The sequence below is a fragment of the Citrobacter sedlakii NBRC 105722 genome, from assembly GCF_000759835.1.
GTDB classification, from domain to species: domain Bacteria; phylum Pseudomonadota; class Gammaproteobacteria; order Enterobacterales; family Enterobacteriaceae; genus Citrobacter_A; species Citrobacter_A sedlakii.
In genome coordinates, this window is record NZ_BBNB01000009.1 from 68,013 (window position 1) to 90,397 (window position 22,385).

The 22,385-nt window shown below is 55.7% G+C and carries 20 protein-coding genes; 7 read left to right on the forward strand and 13 right to left on the reverse strand.

Annotated elements, in window-relative coordinates; all coding sequences use genetic code 11:
* Nucleotides 1–109: 109 nt before the first annotated feature.
* From ftsP to CSE01S_RS13210, 4 genes are all read right to left on the reverse strand, one after another.
* Nucleotides 110–1,522, reverse strand: coding sequence for a cell division protein FtsP (gene ftsP, locus CSE01S_RS13195; protein ID WP_042289238.1), 1,413 nt, complete (start codon nucleotides 1,520–1,522; stop codon nucleotides 110–112).
* Between the two features lie 76 nt (nucleotides 1,523–1,598).
* Nucleotides 1,599–2,336 carry a 1-acylglycerol-3-phosphate O-acyltransferase gene (gene plsC / locus CSE01S_RS13200; RefSeq protein WP_042289239.1) on the reverse strand — a complete coding sequence of 246 codons (738 nt, stop codon included), beginning with the start codon at nucleotides 2,334–2,336 and terminating at the stop codon, nucleotides 1,599–1,601.
* Nucleotides 2,337–2,613: 277 nt separating this feature from the next.
* Nucleotides 2,614–4,872 carry a DNA topoisomerase IV subunit A gene (gene parC / locus CSE01S_RS13205; RefSeq protein ID WP_042289242.1) on the reverse strand — a complete coding sequence of 753 codons (2,259 nt, stop codon included), beginning with the start codon at nucleotides 4,870–4,872 and terminating at the stop codon, nucleotides 2,614–2,616.
* A gap of 130 nt (nucleotides 4,873–5,002) precedes the next feature.
* On the reverse strand, nucleotides 5,003–5,401 hold the full coding sequence (locus CSE01S_RS13210) for a YgiW/YdeI family stress tolerance OB fold protein (protein ID WP_042289243.1): 399 nt from the start codon (nucleotides 5,399–5,401) through the stop codon (nucleotides 5,003–5,005).
* A gap of 152 nt (nucleotides 5,402–5,553) precedes the next feature.
* Here CSE01S_RS13210 and qseB point away from each other — a divergent pair, with 152 nt between their 5' ends.
* From qseB to CSE01S_RS13230, 4 genes are all read left to right on the forward strand, one after another.
* Nucleotides 5,554–6,213, forward strand: coding sequence for a quorum sensing response regulator transcription factor QseB (qseB, locus tag CSE01S_RS13215; RefSeq protein WP_042289246.1), 660 nt, complete (start codon nucleotides 5,554–5,556; stop codon nucleotides 6,211–6,213).
* Nucleotides 6,210–7,562, forward strand: a complete 1,353-nt coding sequence (qseC, locus tag CSE01S_RS13220) for a quorum sensing histidine kinase QseC (RefSeq protein WP_042289247.1) — start codon at nucleotides 6,210–6,212, stop codon at nucleotides 7,560–7,562. Before qseB ends, qseC begins: the two co-directional genes overlap by 4 nt.
* 105 nt (nucleotides 7,563–7,667) lie before the next feature.
* Nucleotides 7,668–8,249, forward strand: coding sequence for an NAD(P)H-dependent oxidoreductase (locus CSE01S_RS13225; protein WP_042289251.1), 582 nt, complete (start codon nucleotides 7,668–7,670; stop codon nucleotides 8,247–8,249).
* A 30-nt stretch (nucleotides 8,250–8,279) separates the two neighbouring features.
* Entirely contained in the window at nucleotides 8,280–8,594 is a 315-nt protein-coding gene (locus CSE01S_RS13230; RefSeq protein WP_042289259.1) for a putative quinol monooxygenase, read from the forward strand.
* 52 nt (nucleotides 8,595–8,646) lie between these two features.
* On the opposite strand, the gene CSE01S_RS13235 is transcribed toward CSE01S_RS13230, so the two are convergent.
* The 4 genes from CSE01S_RS13235 to CSE01S_RS13250 all read right to left on the reverse strand — a co-directional run bounded on the left by CSE01S_RS13235 (nucleotide 8,647) and on the right by CSE01S_RS13250 (nucleotide 14,340).
* On the reverse strand, nucleotides 8,647–9,831 hold the full coding sequence (locus CSE01S_RS13235; protein ID WP_042289264.1) for an aminotransferase-like domain-containing protein: 1,185 nt from the start codon (nucleotides 9,829–9,831) through the stop codon (nucleotides 8,647–8,649).
* 179 nt (nucleotides 9,832–10,010) lie between these two features.
* On the reverse strand, nucleotides 10,011–11,201 hold the full coding sequence (locus CSE01S_RS13240; RefSeq protein WP_042289266.1) for a glycoside hydrolase family 88 protein: 1,191 nt from the start codon (nucleotides 11,199–11,201) through the stop codon (nucleotides 10,011–10,013).
* A 23-nt stretch (nucleotides 11,202–11,224) separates the two neighbouring features.
* Entirely contained in the window at nucleotides 11,225–12,493 is a 1,269-nt protein-coding gene (locus tag CSE01S_RS13245; protein ID WP_042289268.1) for an oligosaccharide MFS transporter, read from the reverse strand.
* Nucleotides 12,494–12,525: 32 nt separating this feature from the next.
* Nucleotides 12,526–14,340 (reverse strand): DUF2264 domain-containing protein, encoded by a 1,815-nt coding sequence (locus CSE01S_RS13250; RefSeq protein WP_042289270.1) that lies wholly within the window; start codon nucleotides 14,338–14,340, stop codon nucleotides 12,526–12,528.
* A 164-nt stretch (nucleotides 14,341–14,504) separates the two neighbouring features.
* Between CSE01S_RS13250 and CSE01S_RS13255 the strand changes: the two genes are divergently transcribed.
* Nucleotides 14,505–15,356 (forward strand): helix-turn-helix transcriptional regulator, encoded by an 852-nt coding sequence (locus CSE01S_RS13255; RefSeq protein WP_042289273.1) that lies wholly within the window; start codon nucleotides 14,505–14,507, stop codon nucleotides 15,354–15,356.
* 76 nt (nucleotides 15,357–15,432) lie between these two features.
* Here the strand turns inward: CSE01S_RS13255 and parE are convergent, their stop codons facing one another.
* The 5 genes from parE to nudF are packed head-to-tail and all read right to left on the reverse strand — an operon-like array spanning nucleotide 15,433 to nucleotide 19,837.
* Entirely contained in the window at nucleotides 15,433–17,325 is a 1,893-nt protein-coding gene (parE, locus tag CSE01S_RS13260) for a DNA topoisomerase IV subunit B (protein WP_042289275.1), read from the reverse strand.
* Between the two features lie 27 nt (nucleotides 17,326–17,352).
* On the reverse strand, nucleotides 17,353–17,934 hold the full coding sequence (gene yqiA, locus CSE01S_RS13265) for an esterase YqiA (RefSeq protein WP_042289277.1): 582 nt from the start codon (nucleotides 17,932–17,934) through the stop codon (nucleotides 17,353–17,355).
* Nucleotides 17,934–18,761 (reverse strand): 3',5'-cyclic-AMP phosphodiesterase, encoded by an 828-nt coding sequence (cpdA, locus tag CSE01S_RS13270; RefSeq protein WP_042289280.1) that lies wholly within the window; start codon nucleotides 18,759–18,761, stop codon nucleotides 17,934–17,936. Before cpdA ends, yqiA begins: the two co-directional genes overlap by 1 nt.
* Nucleotides 18,762–18,785: 24 nt before the next feature.
* Nucleotides 18,786–19,208, reverse strand: a complete 423-nt coding sequence (locus CSE01S_RS13275) for a DUF1249 family protein (protein ID WP_012907621.1) — start codon at nucleotides 19,206–19,208, stop codon at nucleotides 18,786–18,788.
* A complete protein-coding gene (nudF, locus tag CSE01S_RS13280) occupies nucleotides 19,205–19,837 on the reverse strand; it encodes an ADP-ribose diphosphatase (protein WP_042289285.1) in 633 nt (210 codons plus the stop codon). The genes CSE01S_RS13275 and nudF overlap by 4 nt, the downstream gene beginning before the upstream one ends.
* 200 nt (nucleotides 19,838–20,037) lie before the next feature.
* Here nudF and tolC point away from each other — a divergent pair, with 200 nt between their 5' ends.
* Nucleotides 20,038–21,513, forward strand: a complete 1,476-nt coding sequence (gene tolC, locus CSE01S_RS13285) for an outer membrane channel protein TolC (protein WP_082636857.1) — start codon at nucleotides 20,038–20,040, stop codon at nucleotides 21,511–21,513.
* 198 nt (nucleotides 21,514–21,711) lie between these two features.
* The gene (locus CSE01S_RS13290; protein WP_042289288.1) at nucleotides 21,712–22,383 is read left to right on the forward strand and encodes a DUF1190 family protein; all 672 of its coding nucleotides are present in this window, start codon (nucleotides 21,712–21,714) and stop codon (nucleotides 22,381–22,383) included.
* The last annotated feature ends 2 nt before the right edge of the window (nucleotides 22,384–22,385 follow it).

Here is a 22,385-nt window from a genome sequence, read left to right on the forward strand (position 1 = left end):
TTGCTTCCAAAAAATGGTAAAAAAATAATCAAAGGCCGGGGATTATAAGCCGGAACGAAAGAGAAATCGAAAGGTATTCACTCGCCCGGAAGGGCGAGTGGGTGACGCGTCACGGCGCCGGGTTGACCAGAATCTGGCCGATAGAGCCGCGATCGGCCATCTCCAAGGTCTGGCTGTTAAAGTAGAACGGGAAATGCGCCCAGGACGGCTGGCCGTAGTACACCAGCAGCTCAACCTGACCGTCTACCCAGACGGTATCTTTCCAGCCGCGATCTTCCGGGAACGGCATCGCGCCGTTAACGTTACGCACCAGGAAAGAGACGCCTTCAATGTGGAACGACTGCGGCATGTCGGCGCGCACCGTCCAACGCTCCCAGGTGCCCTGCTGCGCGGTGATATCAATGCGGTTTACATCCCACAGTTGACCGTTAATCCCCGGATCGTCTCCCAGGCTGATATCGCGGCTGCGAATCGGCGCGCCGCCCAGGATTTCCGTCGGCAGCAGGCGCATCGGCAGGCTGTCGGTGACCAGCGGCAGCAGCCCGGTCGGGCGCAGCGTTAACACCAGCGTGGACACCAGAATACTGGACGGCTCGAAGAAACCGCGGATCCGGTCGACGATGCTTGCCGCTTCGCCGCAGGTGATCGACACTTCATCACCGTTGGTCATGTCGACAAGAATCTCACGGCGCTCGCCCGGCGCCAGCGATAGCTGTTTCACCGACACCGGCGCGGGCAAAAATCCCTGATCGCCAGAGATAACGTGCAGCGCGCGCCCATCGCTCATTTGCAGCTGATAGCGGCGCGCGTTGGAGGCGTTCAGCAAGCGCAAACGTACCCAACCGCGAGAAACGTCTACGTATGGGCTTTGCGCGCCATTCACCAGCAGCGTATCGCCGATGAAACCGCCGCTTCCCGGTTCACTGTATTCCGGCGTACCGAAGTTATCCAGCCGCTTATCCTGAATGATGATCGGAAAATCATCCACCCCGTAATGATTGGGGATAGGCAGCGTTTTACTGACCTCATCTTCCACCAGCCACATACCGGCCAGGCCGTTGTAAACCTGCTGAGCGGTACGGTTTGGCGTATTGGCGTGATACCACAGCGTGGCGGCGTTCTGACGAACAGGCAACACGGGCGCCCAGTCGGCATTCGGCGACATCATCCGCGCCGGCCCTCCCATCAACGGTCCTGGCACCTGTAATCCGGCGATGGTCATAGAGACGTTTTCGGTCAGACGGTTACTGTAGATAAGCTTAACGTCATCGCCTTTCCAGACGCGGATCGTCGGGCCAAGATAGCGTCCGTTAATACCCCATACCGGCGCGCGCGTCCCCTGGGTAAAAGACCAGTGGGTACGCTGTAAGGTCATAAATAACGGCTGACCGCGGCGGGACTCCAGCAGCGGCGGAACGGGCAGCGGCTGTTGCTGACCGGCAGCATTTGCCCTCAGCGGAACTGCACCTGCGCACAGTGCGATCCCCGATGCCTGAATGAACTGACGCCGACTGAGTGACATATAAGCTCCCTGTAAAACTGGCTAAACGACGGGCAGAAAAAGGAGGCCTGTTCTCTGCAAAATAACGCGTGCTTAATTAAACTTTTCCGGCAGCTTCCCGCCCGGCGACTTCTTTATCGAGTTCTGCAATCTTTTGTTCCATCAGCGAACGGCAATGGGCGGCCAGCTCGCGAACCTGGTCTTTACCGTACTGGCTCACATCCACCGGCGGCAGCATCTCGACAATCACCAGACCATTCTTCAGACGATTGAGGTTAATCTTATTTGAGGTATTCGAAACGCACACCGGAATAATCGGTACGCCTGCGGCAATGGCGGCGTGAAACGCGCCCGTTTTAAACGGCAGCAGCCCACGACCGCGGCTACGGGTCCCTTCCGGGAACATCCAGATAGAAATACGGCGCTTTTTGAAATGGTTCACCACTTCGGCAATCGTGCCGTGGGCTTTGGCACGGTTGTTACGGTCAATCAACAGGTTACCCGTCAGCCAGTAAAGCTGGCCGAAAAACGGGATCCACAGCAGGCTCTTTTTTCCCACCGTAACGGTTGGCGGCTGCACAATATTCGCTGCGGTCACCATATCGTAATTATTCTGGTGATTCGCAATATAGATGGCGTTGCCGTAGCTTTCGGCATCGGCAGGTTTGCGGCATTCGACTTTCAGGCCAAACACCGGCGCCAGGCGACCAAACATATGCCCGAATGTCGCGACGTGTTTTGGATTACGCGGGCTGAAAAGGCAGTAAATCGATCCAAAAACACAAACCAGAATGGAGTAAATAACGGTAATAATAAAACGAAAAATAAATAGCATAACAACCTCTGAAGGCCTAAGAGCCCGGGATTCTACGTCACCTGCTATCAGGTTAGGGTATTGTTGATGTGGCTCTCTGGAAAACTGTATTGTTAATCGCTATTCACGAATAAACAACGGTTTTACGGGAAATTTTAATGTACATCCGGCCCAGCGGCAGCGTTAAAACCGCAGGCCGGAAAAGTATTAACAACGCCATCCGCTACGACGGACGGGCCTGACGGCGACGCATTGCGTCTTTTCAGGCCCGACCGCGTTTCAGGCGTTAAAAAACCTCTTACTCTTCGCTGTCGCCCTGGCTTGCGCGACGCGGCGAATCAATCTCAACGTGATCGATACGCTGGAGACCGCGCATCAGCGTACCGCGACGACCGCGCTCGCCGGTCACCTTCTGCAACTCTTCCGGACGCAGCTTGATTTTGCGCTTCCCGACATGAATGGTCAGAGTGCTTTGCGGCGGTAGTACGTAGAGGTGCGCCAGACCGTCGTCCCCTTTCGCCGCTTCCGCCGACGGGATGTTGATGATCTTATTGCCTTTACCTTTGGACAACTGCGGCAGATCGCTCACCGGGAACATCAGCATCCGTCCGGCCTGGGTGATCGCCAACAGCATATCGCTTTCGTCGCTGATCACCACCGGCGGCATAACGTGAGCGTTTTCCGGCAGCGTAATCAACGCTTTACCGGCACGGTTGCGCGCCACCAGATCGTTAAAGGTGCAGACAAAACCGTAGCCCGCGTTCGATGCCATTAGCAGCTTCTGATCGTCGCCTTCCATCAGCATGTGCTCTACGGTCGCGCCCGGCGGCAGCGTCAGCTTACCGGTCAACGGCTCGCCCTGACCGCGCGCCGACGGCAGCGTAATCGGATCAATGGCGTAGCTTCGCCCGGTTGTGTCGATAAACACCACCGGCTGGTTGCTCTTGCCCTTCACGTCCGATTTGTAGCTGTCGCCCGCTTTATAGTTCAACCCCTGGGCGTCGATGTCATGACCTTTGGCGCTACGCACCCAACCCATCTGCGAAAGTACGATAGTTACCGGCTCGGACGGCAGCATATCGTGCTCGCTCATCGCCTTCGCTTCTTCGCGCTCGTGCAGCGGCGAACGACGATCGTCGCCGTAAGCGTCTGAATCCGCCTGCAGCTCTTTTTTCAGCAGCGTATTCATCTTCCGCTCAGAAGCGAGGATCCCCTGTAACTGATCGCGCTCTTTCTCCAGTTCGTCCTGCTCGCCGCGGATCTTCATCTCTTCCAGTTTGGCGAGATGACGCAGTTTCAGCTCAAGGATCGCTTCGGCCTGGGTTTCGCTGATGCCAAAGCGCGACATCAGCGCTGGCTTCGGCTCATCTTCCGTACGGATGATCTCGATCACTTCGTCGATATTGAGAAACGCCACCAGCAAACCTTCGAGGATATGCAGGCGCTTCAGGACTTTCTCCAGACGATAGTTCAGGCGGCGACGCACGGTATCACGGCGGAACGCCAGCCACTCGGTAAGGATCTCCAGCAGGTTTTTCACCGCCGGGCGACCGTCCAGACCGATCATGTTCAGGTTAATGCGGTAGCTTTTTTCCAGATCGGTGGTGGCGAACAGGTGGTTCATCACCTGCTCCATATCCACGCGATTAGAGCGCGGCACGACCACCAGTCGGGTTGGGTTTTCGTGATCCGACTCGTCGCGCAGGTCATCGACCATCGGCAGCTTTTTATTGCGCATCTGGGCGGCGATTTGCTCCAGCACCTTGGCGCCGGAAACCTGATGCGGCAGCGCGGTAATCACCACCGCGCCGTCTTCTTTGGTCCACACCGCGCGCATACGTACCGAACCGCGGCCATTTTCGTAAATTTTACGAATTTCAGCGCGGGATGTGATGATTTCCGCTTCGGTCGGGAAGTCCGGCCCCTGAACGATATCCAGCAGTTGATCCAGCGTGGTCTTTGGCTGCTCGATCAGGGTAATCGCCGCTTTCGCTACTTCGCGCAGGTTATGCGGCGGGATATCCGTCGCCATGCCGACGGCGATGCCGGTGGTGCCGTTCAGCAGGATGTTCGGCAGACGCGCAGGCAGCATTTTGGGCTCCTGCATCGTGCCGTCAAAGTTTGGCACCCAGTCGGCGGTCCCCTGTCCCAGTTCGCTCAGTAAGACTTCGGCATACTTCGACAGACGCGATTCGGTATAACGCATCGCCGCAAAGGATTTCGGATCGTCCGGCGCGCCCCAGTTCCCCTGACCGTCAACCAGCGGGTAACGGTAAGAAAACGGCTGCGCCATTAGCACCATGGCTTCATAACAGGCGCTGTCGCCATGCGGATGGTATTTACCCAGCACGTCGCCGACGGTACGGGCGGATTTTTTAAATTTGGCGCTGGCATTCAGCCCCAGCTCGGACATCGCGTACACGATGCGACGCTGTACGGGTTTCAGACCATCACCAATAAACGGCAACGCACGGTCCATGATGACGTACATGGAGTAATTCAGATAAGCGTTTTCCGTAAATTCATGCAGCGCAAGGCGCTCTGCCATATCGCTCATTAATCGTGATTCCTCAACTGTAAGCCCGCCAGATACCCGGTATCTTTTCAGGCAATATTGCCGCAGATACTACCTTATCTGGCGCGTTGAGTCACAAAGAAAAGGGCCGCGAAAGCGGCCCTGATGGGGATTATTTGCTGACTTTCCTGATTTGCTTCACGTCAATTTCAACGGAATTCCAGTCTTTATCCACTTCACCCTGAATTTCGACGGTATCCTGCGGGGTGACGGTCAGGCCGTTCCAGCGTTTATCGTCAATATCAACGTTGATGGTGCCGGTGGCGTCCTTGAACAGATAGAGGTCATCGGAAACACGCTCAACGATGTTCCCGCGCAGGGTAACCCAGGTATCGTCACGCAGCGATTTTGCGCTTTCTACGGTTGCGCTACTGCCGTTCGGTCCGACGAAGCCACCGCCCTGCGTCTGCGTTTGTGTGGCCGATGGACCGGAAAAACCGCCCTGCTGAGCTGCCAGAACCGGTGCGGAGCTGAGTGCCAGAACGGCAAAGATAGCTGCTAATTTTTTCACGATCGTTTCTCCCTTTCATGTCATTTCATGTCCATTACATAAGTTAATCCTTAACAAGTTCTTAAGCCAAAAAAAAGACATTTTTTTACTGTACATCGCGGGCGACCTCGGGGTTTACTTGCCGTGATGAAGGCGGATCCAGGGAAGAAAAGATGCGGATTTTACTGGTTGAAGACGACGCGCTGATTGGCGACGGCATCAAAGCGGGGTTGAGTAAAATGGGGTTTAGCGTCGACTGGTTTACCGAAGGGCGCCAGGGAAAAGAGGCGCTTTACAGCGCGCCTTACGACGCGGTCATTCTCGACCTGTCGCTGCCAGGTATGGACGGGCGCGATATTCTGCGCGACTGGCGCGAACAGGGTAAACGCGAACCGGTACTGATTCTGACCGCGCGCGATGCGCTGGCGGAGCGGGTTGAAGGTTTACGCCTCGGCGCGGACGATTATCTCTGCAAGCCCTTTGCGCTGATTGAGGTCGCCGCCAGGCTGGAAGCGCTTATGCGCCGCGCCAGCGGGCAGGCCAGCAGCGAACTCCACCACGGTCAGGTGACGCTGGATCCCGGCGGTCTGACCGCCACGCTGGCGGGGGAAAACTTAGCGCTCAAGCCAAAAGAGTTCGCGCTGCTGGAATTGCTGATGCGTAATAAAGGCCGGGTGCTGCCGCGAAAACGTATCGAAGAAAAACTGTATAACTGGGACGAAGAGGTCACCAGCAACGCCGTTGAGGTTCACGTTCATCATCTGCGCCGTAAGTTGGGTAGCGATTTCATTCGCACCGTGCACGGCATCGGTTACACGCTCGGTGAGGCATAACGGTGACAAAACGGCTCAGCCTGCGGGTCAGGCTCACACTCATCTTTTTGATACTGGCGGCGGTGACCTGGGGAGCATCGAGTTTCGTCGCCTGGAAACAGACCACCGACAATGTGGACGAGCTGTTTGACACGCAGTTGATGCTGTTCGCCAAACGGCTGATTACGCTGGACATTGATGAACTTAAGGCCTCCGAGCGGATGGCCCATACGCCAAAGACATTTAAACACGGCCATATCGACGATGACGTTCTGGTGTTCGCCGTTTACACCCTCGACGGCAAAATGGTGCTGCACGATGGCGACAACGGTCAGTACATCCCCTACAGCTACCGCCGGGAAGGGTTTGACAATGGACGACTGATCGGCGACGACGATCTCTGGCGTTTTGTCTGGCTGACGTCCGCCGACGGTAATTACCGCATTGTGGTGGGTCAGGAGTGGGAATACCGCGAAGACATGGCGCTGGCGATCGTCAGCGCGCAGCTCATCCCCTGGCTTATCGCCCTGCCGCTGATGCTGCTGCTGTTGATTATGCTACTGCATCGCGAACTGAAACCGCTGAAAAAGATGGCCCGGACGTTAGGTTTACGCGACCCGGAATCCAACGAGCCGCTCAGTTCACAGGGCGTACCAAGCGAAGTGCGTCCGCTGATCGACTCGCTGAACCAGCTTTTTACCCGCACGCACGACATGATGATGCGCGAGCGGCGCTTCACCTCGGACGCGGCCCATGAGCTGCGCAGTCCGCTGGCAGCGTTGCAGGTGCAAACCGAAGTGGCGCAACTGTCTGACGATGACCCGCAGGCGCGGAAAAAGGCGCTACTCCAGTTGCATACTGGCATCGACCGCGCAACCCGCCTGGTCGATCAGCTCCTGACGCTTTCCCGGCTCGACTCGCTGGATAATCTGCAGGACGTCACCACGCTTGCGCTTGATGACGTCCTGCAGTCTGCGGTGATGGACATTTACCATCCGGCGCAACAGGCGAATATCGATGTGCGCCTGCACCTCGTCGCGCACGATGTAAAGCGCACAGGTCAGCCGCTACTGCTCAGCCTGCTGGTGCGCAATCTGCTGGATAACGCCATTCGCTACAGTCCGCAGGGCAGTATTGTCCAGGTCACGCTGCGGCATAATGGTTTTTCCGTCAAAGACAACGGCCCTGGCGTTACGCCAGAGGCGCTGGACCACATTGGCAAGCGCTTTTACCGCCCCCCGGGGCAGCGCGTTACCGGCAGCGGCCTGGGCTTATCGATTGTCCGCCGCATCGCCACGCTGCACGGCATGACGGTGGCGTTTGGCAATGCACCCGACGGTGGGTTCGAAGCCACGGTGAACTGGCGATAGCGGATTGTTGCGTCAGAAGCAAAAGACTTTGCACATTTTGCTCATTTCACCGCGCCGTTTTGCGGCGTAAAATGGCCCTCAAACGCATTTTCCAGAGGGTAAAAAATGAGCAACATTCTGATCGTCAACGGCGCGAAAAAATTCGCCCACTCTAATGGTCAACTTAACGACACCCTGACCGAAGTCGCGGACGGCACGCTGCGCGACCTCGGGCATGATGTTCGCATCGTTCGCGCTGACGGCGAGTACGATGTAAAAGAAGAAGTGCAGAACTTCGTCTGGGCTGACGTGGTGATCTGGCAGATGCCGGGCTGGTGGATGGGCGCGCCGTGGACGGTAAAAAAATATATCGATGATGTGTTCACCGAAGGCCACGGTACGCTGTACGCCAGCGATGGCCGTACCCGCTCCGACGCATCGAAGAAATACGGTTCCGGCGGTCTGATTCAGGGCACCAAATACATGCTCTCTCTGACCTGGAACGCCCCGATGGAAGCCTTTACCGAGAAAGATCAGTTCTTCCACGGCGTGGGCGTTGACGGCGTGTATCTGCCGTTCCACAAAGCGAACCAGTTCCTGGGCATGACGCCGCTGCCGACTTATATCGCTAATGACGTCATTAAAATGCCGGATGTTCCGCGTCACATTGCAGAATATCGCGAGCATCTGAACGCAATTTTTGGTTAACTAGTCGTCTGGAATTAGAAGGAGTTAACCATGCTTACAGTTATTGCTGAAATTCGCACCCGTCCGGGTCAACATCACCGCCAGGCAGTACTGGATCAGTTTGCGAAAATCGTTCCTACCGTCCTGAAGGAAGAAGGCTGCCACGGCTATGCGCCGATGGTGGATCACGCCGCGGGCGTGAGTTTTCAGACCACTGCGCCTGACTCAATCGTGATGATTGAGCAGTGGGAAAGCATCGCGCATCTTGAAGCGCACCTGCAAACCCCGCATATGAAAGCCTATAGCGAAGCGGTAAAAGGCGACGTGCTGGAGATGAATATCCGTATTCTCGAATCCGGCATTTAAGCGTCTCCTGCGTCACGCCGGGTCGACACACCATCGCGACCCGGCGATTTTTTTACGGCAGCGCCCTTTTCAGTCTGCGCACCGCTTCTTCCAGTTCATTCTTCGTTGGCGTGGCAAAAGAGAGTCGCAGCGTGCGCTTGTCCGGGTTATCGCTATAGAAAAACTCCCCCGGAACATACACGACCTTTTCCTCCAGCGTACGGGAAAGCCAGGCCGTGGTGTCGACGTCGTAACGGAAGGTCCCCCACAGGAACATCCCCCCCTGCGGCATATGGAAAGTAATATGTTCGCCCAGTTCACTGCGCATCATATCGGCGAGGAAATAGCACTTCTCACGATAAGCCTGACGGATCACCGTAATCTGCTCTGCTAAGCGTCCCAGCGACAGATAGCTGGCCGCCAACGCCTGTGAGTGCGCGCTGGTATGCAGATCGGTCGCCTGCTTCACGATAGTCGCCTTCTGCCCCATCCATTCCGGCAACACCACCCAGCCCACGCGCAGCCCCGGCGCCAGAATTTTGGAGAAGGTCGACGTATAAATGACCTGCTCCGGGCAACCGGCTTGCGCCGCATGCTGGAAGAGGGTTGTGTAGGACTGGCCGGTAAAGTTGATTTCACCGTAAGGATCGTCTTCGATAATCACAAAGTTGTGCTGTTTCGCCAGTTGCACCAGCTTCTGGCGACGGTCATCGCTCAGCACCACTCCGCCCGGATTGCCAAAGGTAGGAACGACATACAGGGCTTTGATGGTATGGCGCTGCAACAACTGCTCCAGCTCGTCAACGATCATGCCGTCTTTGTCTGTACCGACAGAGAGGATATTCGCCTGCGACAGCTGCAATACCTGTAGAGCGGCAAGGTAGGTCGGGCGCTCAACCACCACTTTATCGCCCGGATTAATCAACGTTCTGACCAGAATATCCAGCGACTGTTGAGACCCGTTGGTGATCAGAATTCGCTCCGGCGCGGCATGAATCCCGCGCCCCAGGCAAAGCTGGCTGATGGCCTCACGCAGCGGAGGATATCCCTCGCTCAGACCGTACTGAAACGCGTCCAGAAACTGCGTCGCCATCATTTTTTGGGTGGCGAGTTCAAGACCGGTTTTGTCGAACAGTTCAGGACTGGGAATTCCGCCGCCGAGGGAAATGACGCCGGGCATTTTGCTATGTTTTAATAATTCGCGGATCGCCGACGGTTTTAACGCGTCGACGTTTCGGGCGAGATGTGTGTTGTTCATTCTGTTTCCTTATCACGTAGTTCGGCGTCCATCCCCGGTATCAGCTATCCACCTGTCGATACCCGCCAGATTACGTTCCTGCACACCCGCGTTCTCGCCTTCGTTTGAGCGTAATAGACCTCTCTGTCTGGATCAATAAGATATTCTCCGCGTCAGGGATTGCCTGACGCGGAAAGGGCTTACCAGTACAGCTTCCAGCACTGGGTGAAACGCATCAGCGCTTCCACATAGAAATAATCCCCCCAGCTCGCGCATTCATCGACGCCCTTATGACTGGAGAGATGATATACCGAATGCTTCAGCAGGCCGTTGCCCTTCTCGTCCTTCGCCATCACATAATGCGCCGTCAGCGAGGACATAATACCCATCGCCCACTGCTGATAGCGTTCACGATCCGGATCGGTAACCGGCAGATGCTTGATCAGCTCCAGCAGGCCGCAAACCGCAATGGCCGCCGACGAGGCGTCGCGCAGCGCGTTGGTTCCCACCAGCGCCAGATCCCAGTGGCAGACGGCATCTTCCGGCAGACGGTTGAGGAAATAGTTCGCCAGCTTTTTCGACAGCGAGACCATCTCTTTATCGCCGGTGTAGATGTAGCTCAACAAGAAGCCGTAAATGCCCCACGCCTGCCCGCGCGACCAGCAGGAATCGTCGGCGTAGCCCTGCTGTGTGTTGCCATAGCGCGGCGCGCCGGTTTTGACATCCATGTAGTAGGTGTGAAATGTCGAAGCATCTTCACGAATCAGATATTTCGCCGCCTGCGCCACGTGCGCTTTTGCCGCCTCGGCAAAACGCATGTCGCCCGTCTGCTCGCTCGCCCAGTAGAGCAACGGCAGATTCATGTTGCAGTCAATGATCATGCGTCCGGCCTGCTCCGGATCGTTAAGATCGCCCCATGCCTGGATGATCCGCGCCTTTTCGTGGAAGCGCTCAAGGAGCGCCTCTGCCGCCATCAGTGAAAAGCCGCGGGCGTCGCGGTTGCCCGTCAGCCGCCAGGCCGCCACGCAGGACAACGTATACAGAAAGCCAAGGTCATGGGTGTTGGTGTCATGACGTCCGGCAATCCGCAAACCGAATGAGCGCACGTGCTTTTCCGCCATCTCGCGGAACTTCGCGTCGCCGCTCATCTCCCAGGCCAGCCAGAGTTGCCCGGTCCAGAAACTGGTGGTCCACTCAACGTTGTCCGTTAACGGGTAAAAACCTTTGACGCAGGTCTCGGCGGGGAATTTATCACCGAATTCCGTTAAATGACGGCTAATCAGCTCAAGGACATGCTGCCGCGCACTGCTCATTTGATCCTGAAATGCCCCCACATTGACCGGGCTGCCAGGAAATTCGCGCAACGTTTCCTCAACGATATGATTTAACATTTTTCGGTTCCTTTTGACGTAATTTATCTTGAAGCGTTATTTTCAGCGATATCCAGCGCGGCAGTATTCCGGCGCTTACTTTGACATGCCGATAAGGTAAAGGCGGAAATCAACGTAAAGGTCAGAGCAATAACGCCCATAATGATATAGGTTTTCTCAAAACCAATACGGTCATACATTAATCCAGCGGGCGAGGAAACGACCACGTTGCCGACGTACAGCATCGCCTGATAGCCCAACAAATACATGGTCGCATTGACGCGTTTATCAAAATGTTCCGCGATATATTTAAATACCGATACCAGCAGCAAACAAATTTCCAGACCGTACAGCGGCTTAAGAATGGAAATAAGCAGATGGGAATCGCAGATTCCGGAAATAACCAGTCGCGCCCCGACCACTCCCCCGACAATCAATAACCCGCGTTTCGCGCCAATGGCATTCACGAACAGAGGAATGACCATATACATCACAAATTCCATGCCCGACTGTACGGTGCCGAGATAGCCAAACACGGCATTTCCTTCATTAACATCCGAGAAGAAGGTGACGAAATAGCGCGAAAACTGCTGTTCGGCGATAAACATCATCCACGCCACGCCCGCGACATACAGGCAGAAAGCCCAGAATTTACGGTTACGCAACAGCGCGTAAACGTCCGCCGGAACGATCTTATCTTTCGTCAGGACGTCCGCCGCGTTAGCCGCGTTGACGTTGACCTTCAGGCTCAACAGGACGATCAGCATCACCACCGACGCCACGCTGCCAAGAATAAAGTTATAAGCCGGCGAGAGGTTAAACAGCAGACCGGAAAACGAGGACGCGACAGCCCAGCCGAGGGAGCCCCACATACGGATCTGACCGAACTCCATTCCGTTAAGACGGCTGTAGCGATCCGAATAGGATTCGCAGGCCGCCACGCCAGCGTACCAGGCAAAGCTCAGGTAGATTGCGCCGATAATAATCCCCAGCATCGTATTGGACATCAACAGCGGCTGGTAGACGTAAATAAAGAACGGCGCCATTAACGCAGACATGATCACCACAAAATAGAGCAGATATTTGCTCATGCCGATCTTATCGAGAATATAGCCGTAAATGGGTTTAAGAATGACTGAAAATATGCCATTCACGGCAAACACGGTGCCGATTACCGTTCCACTGAGCTGTGCTTTTTGTCCTAACCAAATAGCCAAAAGACCAATACTGGCTGACCAGGTAAAGAAGTAGAGGAATATAAAGCTACTAATTTTGTAATATTCCACTCTGTTATTAAGTGAGAGTTTATTCATATCATCCTCGCCGACGCACTGGGCGCCAGTTTTTATAAAATGAACGACAGTTGACGTGAGCTTCCAGGTTCGCGAATAACGACCTGGTCTGTGTTTATTTCCAGTTGCGGAACAGCCGCATCGCTTTTCTGCTGAGCCGACACTGCGCAGCACAGCCAGGTTTCTCCCGGGGTAATTGTTGTTAACAGCAGGGGGATGGACGCGCACTCTGCGAACATAATGCTGCTGTTCGGCGGCGTGACGACGCTGTCCGGTTGACGACGGATCGCTGGCGACAGATCGACAATCGCGCTGCTGCCGTTGCTGGCGTTGATTTCGCAGCCGCGTTCGTTTACCCGATGATCCGCTTTCATCACCGCAAATCCACCTTCCGCCGTCTGTAAGGTACGGGCGCTGTGGATACGGTGCAGGCGAATATGCCATTCACCAAACGGCGCCAGCCAGGTGTCGATAATGACGTCATGCCACGGCGACCAGCGCGAAAAGATGACGTTTTCACGTACGCTGACCGCGTCGCAACCCCGTCGACCGCGATAATAGTTGTCGCCGTCCGCCAGCAGCAGCATGGAGTCGCACGCCGCGTGTTTCAGGCCATAGCGTCCGCGTTCGAGGGTGAAACCAAAGCGGCTGGAGTAAGCAAATTTGGTGTATTTGGCTTCGGTGTTGACGTAGTTGTTCAACTCAAGTTGGCCGGAGGTCAACAGGGTGACATGTTGCGAACGCTCGCTGTGCTGCAAAATTTGCCCGGCGTGCGGGACGGTCCGCGTTTCGCTAAGCGCAGGAAGCGGCAGTTCCTCCGCTTGCCAGAAAGGATGCGTTGACGGCAGGGCGAGGATTAAAAATACCTTCAGCGCCCAGTAAGGGGAACCGGGCGAGTTGTAGTCCTCGCACATGACCAGATTCGGGTAGGCAAAACCCAGCGTCAGGATACCCTCACGATCGAAAATCGACTGCTGTTGCCACCAGCGCAGATGGCGCAGAATGATCCCTTTCACCACACCCGGAGAGAACACGTCGAGCCCGGCAAACGCCACTGCGCTCCAGAACGCCACCATTGCAAAGCGGTAGGTCAGGCTGCGCCCGAATGGCACCGACGCGCCGTCCGCCGCCGACATGTAGATAAAATCCTGCGCAAACAGCCGCGACCGTTCGCGCAGCGTCGCGGCACGTTCAACGTCATCCGGACTGAGGGTGGCGTATAGCAGGCCGTAAAAATGGAAGGCCATTGAGATGTAATAATCTTTCGGCCGCCCGGGACCGTCGGAATACCAGCCGTCGCCGAGGTAATAGGCTTCCATCATGGCAAAACGGCGATCAATCGCAGCCTGATCGAACGGTAAACCGGCGCGCTTGAACCCGAGCTGCACGATGATGGCAAAGTAGTTCCAGTTACTGTCGGGCATTTGCGCGTCAGTGATTTGATTCAGCCAGCGATGAAGATTTTCCCGTTCGTCAACGCTGAACGCATCAGTCAACCGCGTCTGCAATAGCGCAAGACCCAAACCGTAAGCGGCCATTTCAACCAGGCGCTGATCGTAAGGGCCTGTATCGCCCCAGTACTGAGAGCTATGCGGATCGGTGCCCAGCTTAATCGCCTGAATATACTTCTCTGCGAACGACACTTCCGCGCCGCCCGCCAGCAACGGAAACAGCCCCCACAGCGCGCGGGAAAGCCCCTCCATGCAGGCGATATCCACGCTGTAATGCGCGCAGGTATTGCCCAGCGAAAACTGCGCCTTCCCCGCCGGAAACTGCTTGTCCAGCGCACGTAAGATGTCATTAACGGCGCGCGTTACGTCTTCGCGTGATGACAAAGGATTTGATGTTTCTTCAGCAGCCGTCCACATAGCCTGTCCTCCAGATTAAGTGGACAAATCATAGTGAATCGCTGATAAGCGGAAATGTTATCTCAGTCACACCGTTATCACCGAAGTAAAACAGTGATTGAGAAAATTTAAAAATAGGGTTTATAAACAAATCCAGGACGATCAAAATTTAAATCTGTTGCACTATGAACGCACCGCTTAATGAAGAACGCCTGGAGTTGATCACCCTGAACGATGCCATTGCCTCGTTCAGTCGCCTGTTTGCCAATACAGTGCGGTATCACCACTGGCATCAGTGTCTTGAGGTGTTGTACGTAGAGGAAGGATTTGGCGTGGTGATTGTCGATCACAAGCAATACACCATGCGTCCAGGGAGGATGTTCTTTTTCCCGCCCTTTACGCTGCATAAAATTATGGTTGATGAACGGGCCCGGGATGGCTACCGGCGCACCATTATCCATCTCGATCACCATGCGGTGCTGAAGGCGTTACGCGACTTTCCGCATAACCATCAGCGTCTGCAAAACCTGAGTCTGCGCGGCGGCGAAGCCTGGGTGACCGACGCGGCGGATATTCATCCGCACGTCGATTTTCTTTTCAGTCGCTACGAAAAAATGGCCGTCCGCAAGCCGCTCAATACGGAACAGGTCTCTTGCCTGTTGCTCAGTTTATTAAGCCTGTTACCCGAGGATAACGTCAATTTGACAGCGACAGACAGCGGAATCGCCAGCCAGGTGATGTTTTGGCTTGATGAAAATTACCGGCACAAATTCCGGCTCGATGCGCTGGCGGCAGAGGTGGGGAAATCGAAAAGCTACGTCTCGCGCCGCTTTCATTATGAGACGGGCGAAAGCATTCTCGACTATCTCAATACATTACGGTTACGAAAAGCGTGCGAGGCGCTGCTACACAGCAACGCCAGCGTGCGTGATATCGCCCGACAGGTGGGCTTTTCGGACGTGACCTACTTCATCAGCGCGTTTGGCAAGGGAATTGGCGAGACGCCGTTGCAGTACCGGAAAAAACACGCCACCTGATGTTACCGCCGTCATCCGGTACTCTTAGCTTTACCGGATGGCGGCGGCGTAACGGGCTTTGCGCAAAAGCGAACAACTATGCCTCAATATCCGCGAGATCGCCCTTTTCCTGCAACCAGTTGCGACGGTCTTCAGAACGTTTCTTCGCCAGCAGCATATCCATCACCGCGTTGGTACGCTGGTCATCTTCATCGCTGATGGTGAGCTGCACCAGACGGCGGGTGTTCGGGTCCAGCGTTGTCTCACGCAACTGCATCGGGTTCATTTCACCCAGACCTTTAAAGCGCTGAACGTTTGGCTTGCCTTTCTTACGCTTGAGCTGTTCCAGCACGCCCGCTTTTTCTTCTTCCGTTAAGGCGTAATAGACCTCTTTGCCGAGATCGATACGGTATAACGGCGGCAGCGCAACGTAGACGTGACCCTGCTTCACCAGCGTCCGGAAGTGCTTCACAAACAGCGCGCAGAGCAACGTGGCAATGTGCAGACCGTCGGAGTCGGCGTCCGCAAGGATACAGATCTTGCCGTAGCGCAACTGGCTGAGATCGTCACTGTCCGGATCGATGCCGATCGCCACCGAAATGTCGTGGACTTCCTGAGAGGCCAGCACCTCATCCGAGGAGACTTCCCAGGTGTTGAGGATCTTACCTTTAAGCGGCATGATCGCCTGATATTCACGATCGCGCGCCTGCTTGGCCGAACCGCCCGCTGAGTCCCCTTCGACGAGGAACAGCTCGGTACGATTCAGATCCTGAGCGGTACAGTCCGCCAGTTTCCCCGGCAGCGCCGGACCGCTGGTCAGCTTTTTACGCACCACTTTTTTCGCCGCGCGTAGACGACGCTGAGCGCTGGAGATCGCCATTTCCGCCAGCAGTTCCGCGGCCTGGACGTTCTGGTTCAGCCACAGGGTAAACGCATCTTTCACCACGCCGGAAACGAACGCCGCGCACTGACGCGACGACAGGCGCTCTTTGGTTTGACCGGCAAACTGCGGATCCTGCATCTTCACGGAAAGCACGTAGGCGCAGCGATCCCAGATGTCTTCTGCCGACAGCTTCACGCCGCGCGGCAGAATATTGCGGTATTCGCAGAATTCGCGCATCGCGTCGAGCAGCCCCTGACGCAGACCGTTTACGTGCGTCCCGCCCTGCAGGGTCGGGATCAGGTTGACGTAGCTTTCGGTCAGCAGTTCGCCGCCTTCCGGTAGCCAGAGCAGCGCCCAGTCGACCGCTTCCGTATCGCCTTCGAAATTACCGATAAACGGTTTTTCCGGTAGCGTCGGCAAGCCGTTAACCGCCTCGCCGAGATAGTCGTTCAGACCATCCTGATAGCACCAGCGTTGCTCGCTGTTGTTGACCTCGTCCTTAAAGGTGATTTCCACACCGGGGCACAACACCGCTTTCGCCTTCAGCACATGCGTTAAGCGCGAAACGGAGAAACGTGGGCTATCAAAAAAGGTTTCGTCCGGCCAGAAGTGAACGCTGGTGCCGGTGTTGCGTTTACCGCACGTCCCGACAACCTGCAAATCCTGCACTTTCTCACCGTTTTCAAACGCAATGTTATACACCTGACCATCGCGGCGCACGTTCACTTCCACGCGCTTCGACAGGGCGTTCACCACCGAGATCCCTACTCCGTGCAGCCCCCCGGAGAACTGGTAGTTCTTGTTGGAGAACTTACCGCCCGCATGCAGTCGGCAAAGGATCAGTTCAACCGCCGGGACGCCTTCCTCAGGATGAATGTCGACGGGCATGCCGCGCCCGTCATCAATGACTTCCAGCGATTGATCGGCATGTAAAATGACGTCCACGCGTTTCGCGTGTCCTGCCAGTGCTTCATCCACACTGTTATCAATCACTTCCTGCCCAAGATGGTTGGGACGGGTGGTATCAGTGTACATCCCCGGGCGGCGGCGCACCGGCTCAAGCCCAGTGAGTACCTCAATGGCATTAGCGTTATAAGTTTGCGTCATGGTTTTAATAGCAGTTCGAAATGATTGTCAGCAACTGTGCAGTCCAAGGAAATCGACAATCTGGTTGAAATAATCTTCGAAGCCCGTGAATGCGTGGTTTCCACCTTCGATTACAGTCTGGCGGCAGGACGCGTAGTACGCCACTGCCTGGCGGTAATCCAGCACTTCATCCCCCGTCTGTTGCAGCAGCCAGATAAGGTCTGGCGCTTCCAGCGGGTCAATCTGCATGACTTTAAGATCGTAAATATGACGAGACTCTAGCACATATTGCTGCCCCGTGTAGGGGTTCTCGTTCTGGCCGAGGTAGTCGGTCAGCAGTTCGAAAGGCCGCACCGCCGGGTTGACCACGACAGCGGGCAGCATAAAGCATTGCGACAGCCAGGTCGCGTAGTAGCCGCCCAAAGAAGACCCGACGACACCCAGCGGTTCCCCACCGTGCTCCAGCACGATCGACTCCAGCATTTCTGCGGCATCGGCCGGGTATGGCGGCAGTTGCGGCACAATCATCTCAATGTCAGGATGCTGTGCGCACAGCCAGTCTTTGAGCAGACAGGCTTTCGCCGAGCGAGGCGAACTGTTGAAGCCGTGAAGATAAAGAAGCGTAGACATCAGTAGCCTTCTGACGCGGTGTCGGGGCGAAACTCAGTCCCCTCTAAACGACAGACGTCCGTATGTAGCGAACCGTCAGCAAACAGCTCCAGTGTACGCCAGCCAGGACCAATCGTGTCGAGGGTAAAGTTAGCGCAGTGCGGTTTGAACTGGACGCAGGTTGATGGCGTCGCCAGCAGGCGGCGGCCATTCCAGTCGAGATCCAGCTCCTGATGGATGTGTCCGCAAAGCAGATATTTCACGCGCGGGAAGTTCACCAGCACGCTGTCCAGCTCCGCGGCGTTGCGCAGACTGTGCTGATCCAGCCAGCTGCAGCCCGCAGGCAGCGGATGATGGTGCAGAAGCAGCAACGTATGACGTTCCGGCGCTTCCGCCAGCTTTTGCTCAAGCCACTCCAGCTGGAATTCGCTCAGTTCGCCGTGGGGTACGCCAAACACCTGGCTGTCGAGCAGCAGGATCTGCCAGTGTTCGCCAATCATCACGCGCTTGGCTGGCGAGATCCCCGCCTCCTGCAACGCGCTGTACATGGCTGGCTGAAAGTCATGGTTGCCTGGCAACCAGACGCAAGGCGCGCGAAAGCTGGCTATGCCTTCAGCAAAATGCTGATAGGCCGCCGCGCTTTGATCCTGCGCTAAATCCCCTGTCGCCACGATCAGATCGTATTCCTGCCCCTCGGCATGAATCGCTTTCAGCACGGCCTGGTAACTTTCCCAGGTGTTCACGCCTAACAGCGTTTCGTGCTTTTCGGCAAACAGGTGAGTATCGGTAATTTGTAAGATCCTGACCCTGGCCTCACCAGCCAGAGGAAGGTTTAACAGGCTTTCCAAATGGTGTCCTTAGGTTTCACGACGCTAGTAAACCGGAATCGCCATCGCTCCATGTGCTAAACAGTATCGCAGCCAGTCGGCTAAAAACTGATTAATTTGATGCTTTTCGTCGCGTTGGTGCAACTTTTTATTGGGATAATCATACCGCGCTTTGAAGCGAAAGATCTGCTGACTTGAACACACTTCAGCCACCATCGCGTCATGATAGAGGCGGACCGTCAGCGACGGCAGGCTCCAGTAGGTGATTGCCGGCGCCGTCTGCTCGATCGTAACAAGCGTAGTGTATCGGGTCGATTCAACAACCGTTAGCCGATATTGTGCGTTGCCCACCTGATAGCTTACTGTTTCGCCAGGCGCGTCATTGCGCGGCAGCAGTCGGCGTAGCTGTGAGAAATTGGTTTCGCACAGACGCATCATTTCAGGAAAGTCAGGTGTATAGCGCTTCATTTTTTCCACTCGTGTATTAACTCTTTATAGTGCAACTGCAACCATTGCAGGGCAATGACGGAAGCCGCGTTATCAATTTTCCCCTCTTCAACCCATTGATAAGCCTGCTCCCGGCTTACCACATGAACCCGAATATCTTCGTTTTCATCAGCCAGACCGTGAATCCCGTTCGCGGTCGTGGCGTCCACTTCACCCACCATAATTGACGAGCGCTCGCTGGTGCCCCCCGGACTTGCCAGATAACTGAGCACCGGTTTCGTCCGTTTCACCACGATGCCGGCTTCTTCCATCGCCTCACGGCGCGCGACGTCGTCGACGGTCTCGCCGTCTTCAATCATGCCGGCCACCAGTTCCAGTAACCACGGCGTGTCGCTGGTGTCATAGGCCGCAATTCGGACCTGCTCGACAAGCACCACTTCGTCCCGCTCAGGGTCAAAGGGTAGCAAGACTGCGGCGTGACCGCGCTCAAATATTTCGCGCCGCACCTCCTGGCTCATTTCACCGTTGAACAAGCGGTGGCGGAAGCGGTAAAGATCCATCGAAAAAAAACCGCGATATAGCGTTTCTCGTGCAATAATTTCTACATCGTTTTTGGTGAAAGTTACGGGCGAGTTGCCTGATTTACGCATTGTGCCGTCCTGTACCAATAGTGATTTAAATGTGAATTTCAAGGGCGTTTGACTGCTGTTTTAGCGACCTTGTGGTAAATTGGTGCAAATTAACGCCTGATGGCACATAACGCCAACTTTTTGCAGTGGCGGATTCTGCTAGAATCGGCAATTATTTTTCTAAAATTTGATCAGCGCTAAATACTGCTTCACAACAAGGAATGCAAATGAAGAAATTGCTCCCCATCCTTATCGGCCTGAGCCTGTCGGGGTTCAGCACACTGAGCCAGGCAGAGAACCTGATGCAAGTTTATCAGCAAGCACGCCTGAGCAACCCGGAACTGCGTAAATCCGCCGCCGATCGCGATGCTGCATTCGAAAAAATCAACGAAGCACGTAGTCCTTTACTGCCTCAACTGGGTCTGGGTGCCGATTACACCTACAGCAACGGCTACCGTGACGCGAACGGCGTGAACTCTAACGCCACCAGCGCTTCTCTGCAATTAACGCAGACCCTTTTCGATATGTCGAAATGGCGCGCGCTGACCCTGCAGGAAAAATCAGCGGGCATTCAGGACGTCACCTTTCAGACGGACCAGCAAACGCTGATCCTAAACACCGCCAGTGCCTACTTTAAAGTGTTGAACGCCATTGACGTTCTCTCTTACACCCAGGCGCAGAAACAGGCGATTTATCGTCAGTTGGATCAAACCACTCAACGTTTCAACGTGGGTCTGGTGGCCATTACCGACGTGCAGAACGCCCGTTCACAGTACGATACCGTACTGGCGAACGAAGTGACCGCGCGTAACGATCTCGACAATGCTGTCGAAGAACTGCGTCAGGTTACCGGCAACTACTACCCGGAGCTGGCGTCGCTGAACGTCGACAGCTTTAAAACCGACAAGCCGCAGCCGGTAAACGCCCTGCTGAAAGAAGCGGAAAACCGCAACCTGACGCTGTTGCAGGCGCGTCTGAGCCAGGATCTGGCGCGCGAGCAAATTCGCCAGGCGCAGGACGGCCATCTGCCGACACTGGATTTAACCGCCTCGACCGGCGTTTCCGACACCTCATACAGCGGTTCCAAAACCCGTGGCGCTGCCGGTTCGCAATATGACGACAGCAATATGGGCCAAAACAAAGTGGGCCTGAGCTTCTCTCTGCCGATCTATCAGGGCGGTATGGTGAACTCGCAGGTGAAACAGGCGCAGTACAACTTTGTCGGCGCGAGCGAACAGCTGGAAAGCGCGCACCGCAGCGTGGTACAGACCGTACGTTCGTCTTTCAATAACATTAATGCTTCCATCAGCAGTATTAACGCCTACAAACAGGCGGTTGTTTCTGCGCAAAGCTCATTAGACGCGATGGAAGCAGGTTACTCTGTGGGTACACGTACGATTGTTGACGTGCTGGATGCGACCACCACGCTGTATAACGCCAAGCAGCAATTGGCGAATGCGCGTTATAACTACCTGATCAACCAGCTCAATATCAAATCCGCACTGGGTACGCTGAACGAGCAGGATCTGGTGGCGCTGAACAACACGTTGGGCAAACCGATTCCGACCAGCCCGGACAGCGTAGCGCCGGAAACCCCGCAGCAGGACGCCGCCGTGGATAACTTTAACGGTAACGCCACTGCCGTACAGCCAGCGTCAGCCCGGACGACCTCCGGCAGTAACCCGTTCCGCAATTAAGACGGCCTTTCGCTTATCGGGCCTACCGCTACGTAGGCCCGATAAGGCGCAGCCGCCGATCGGCACAAAATCGCTGCTGAACGTAAGACAACGTAAAGATCCCACGATTCAGCCGCATTCCTGCCCCTTCTCGCTTCATTTTCAACCACTCATCCTCTATCCTGAGCAGTAATTACCACTGGGTCCTGGAAGACGACAATGAAACGGACAAAATCCATCAAACACGCTGCGTTCCGCAAAAGCTGGAGCGCGCGTCACCTGACGCCTGTGGCGTTAGCCGTTACCGCTGTGTTTATGCTGGCGGGATGTGAAAAGAGCGACGAAACCGTATCGCTGTATCAGAATGCGGATGACTGCTCGGCAGCCAATCCGGGTAAAAGCGCGGAGTGTACTGCAACCTACAACAACGCGCTGAAAGAAGCCGAACGTACCGCGCCGAAATACGCGTCCCGCGAAGACTGCGTGGCCGAATTTGGCGAAGGCCAGTGCCAGCAGGCGCCAGCCCAGGCCGGTATGGCCCCTGAAGGACAGGCGCAAGCGCAGCAGTCCAGCGGCAGCTTCTGGATGCCGTTAATGGCGGGTTACATGATGGGTCGGATGATGGGCGGCGGCGCAGGTTTCGCGCAACAGCCGCTGTTCAGCTCGAAAAACCCGGCCAGCCCGGCATACGGTAAATATACCGACGCAAGCGGCAAAAACTATGGCGCCGCCACGCCAGGTCGCAGCATGACGGTGCCAAAAACCGCCATGGCGCCGAAGCCTGCCACCACTTCGACCGTCACGCGCGGCGGCTTTGGTGAATCTGTCGCCAAACAGAACACCATGCAGCGTAGCGCCAGCGGCACCTCCACGCGTTCAATGGGTGGCTGATC

Excerpts from the sequence above, each read along its gene's own strand:
- ftsP (WP_042289238.1), bottom strand. The coding sequence starts at position 1,522 with ATGTCACTCAGTCGGCGTCAGTTCATTCAGGCATCGGGGATCGCACTG.
- plsC (WP_042289239.1), bottom strand. The coding sequence starts at position 2,336 with ATGCTATTTATTTTTCGTTTTATTATTACCGTTATTTACTCCATTCTG.
- parC (WP_042289242.1), bottom strand. The coding sequence starts at position 4,872 with ATGAGCGATATGGCAGAGCGCCTTGCGCTGCATGAATTTACGGAAAAC.
- qseB (WP_042289246.1), top strand. The coding sequence starts at position 5,554 with ATGCGGATTTTACTGGTTGAAGACGACGCGCTGATTGGCGACGGCATC.
- CSE01S_RS13225 (WP_042289251.1), top strand. The coding sequence starts at position 7,668 with ATGAGCAACATTCTGATCGTCAACGGCGCGAAAAAATTCGCCCACTCT.
- CSE01S_RS13230 (WP_042289259.1), top strand. The coding sequence starts at position 8,280 with ATGCTTACAGTTATTGCTGAAATTCGCACCCGTCCGGGTCAACATCAC.
- CSE01S_RS13235 (WP_042289264.1), bottom strand. The coding sequence starts at position 9,831 with ATGAACAACACACATCTCGCCCGAAACGTCGACGCGTTAAAACCGTCG.
- CSE01S_RS13240 (WP_042289266.1), bottom strand. The coding sequence starts at position 11,201 with ATGTTAAATCATATCGTTGAGGAAACGTTGCGCGAATTTCCTGGCAGC.
- CSE01S_RS13245 (WP_042289268.1), bottom strand. The coding sequence starts at position 12,493 with ATGAATAAACTCTCACTTAATAACAGAGTGGAATATTACAAAATTAGT.
- CSE01S_RS13250 (WP_042289270.1), bottom strand. The coding sequence starts at position 14,340 with ATGTGGACGGCTGCTGAAGAAACATCAAATCCTTTGTCATCACGCGAA.
- CSE01S_RS13255 (WP_042289273.1), top strand. The coding sequence starts at position 14,505 with ATGAACGCACCGCTTAATGAAGAACGCCTGGAGTTGATCACCCTGAAC.
- parE (WP_042289275.1), bottom strand. The coding sequence starts at position 17,325 with ATGACGCAAACTTATAACGCTAATGCCATTGAGGTACTCACTGGGCTT.
- yqiA (WP_042289277.1), bottom strand. The coding sequence starts at position 17,934 with ATGTCTACGCTTCTTTATCTTCACGGCTTCAACAGTTCGCCTCGCTCG.
- CSE01S_RS13275 (WP_012907621.1), bottom strand. The coding sequence starts at position 19,208 with ATGAAGCGCTATACACCTGACTTTCCTGAAATGATGCGTCTGTGCGAA.
- nudF (WP_042289285.1), bottom strand. The coding sequence starts at position 19,837 with ATGCGTAAATCAGGCAACTCGCCCGTAACTTTCACCAAAAACGATGTA.
- tolC (WP_082636857.1), top strand. The coding sequence starts at position 20,038 with ATGCAAATGAAGAAATTGCTCCCCATCCTTATCGGCCTGAGCCTGTCG.
- CSE01S_RS13290 (WP_042289288.1), top strand. The coding sequence starts at position 21,712 with ATGAAACGGACAAAATCCATCAAACACGCTGCGTTCCGCAAAAGCTGG.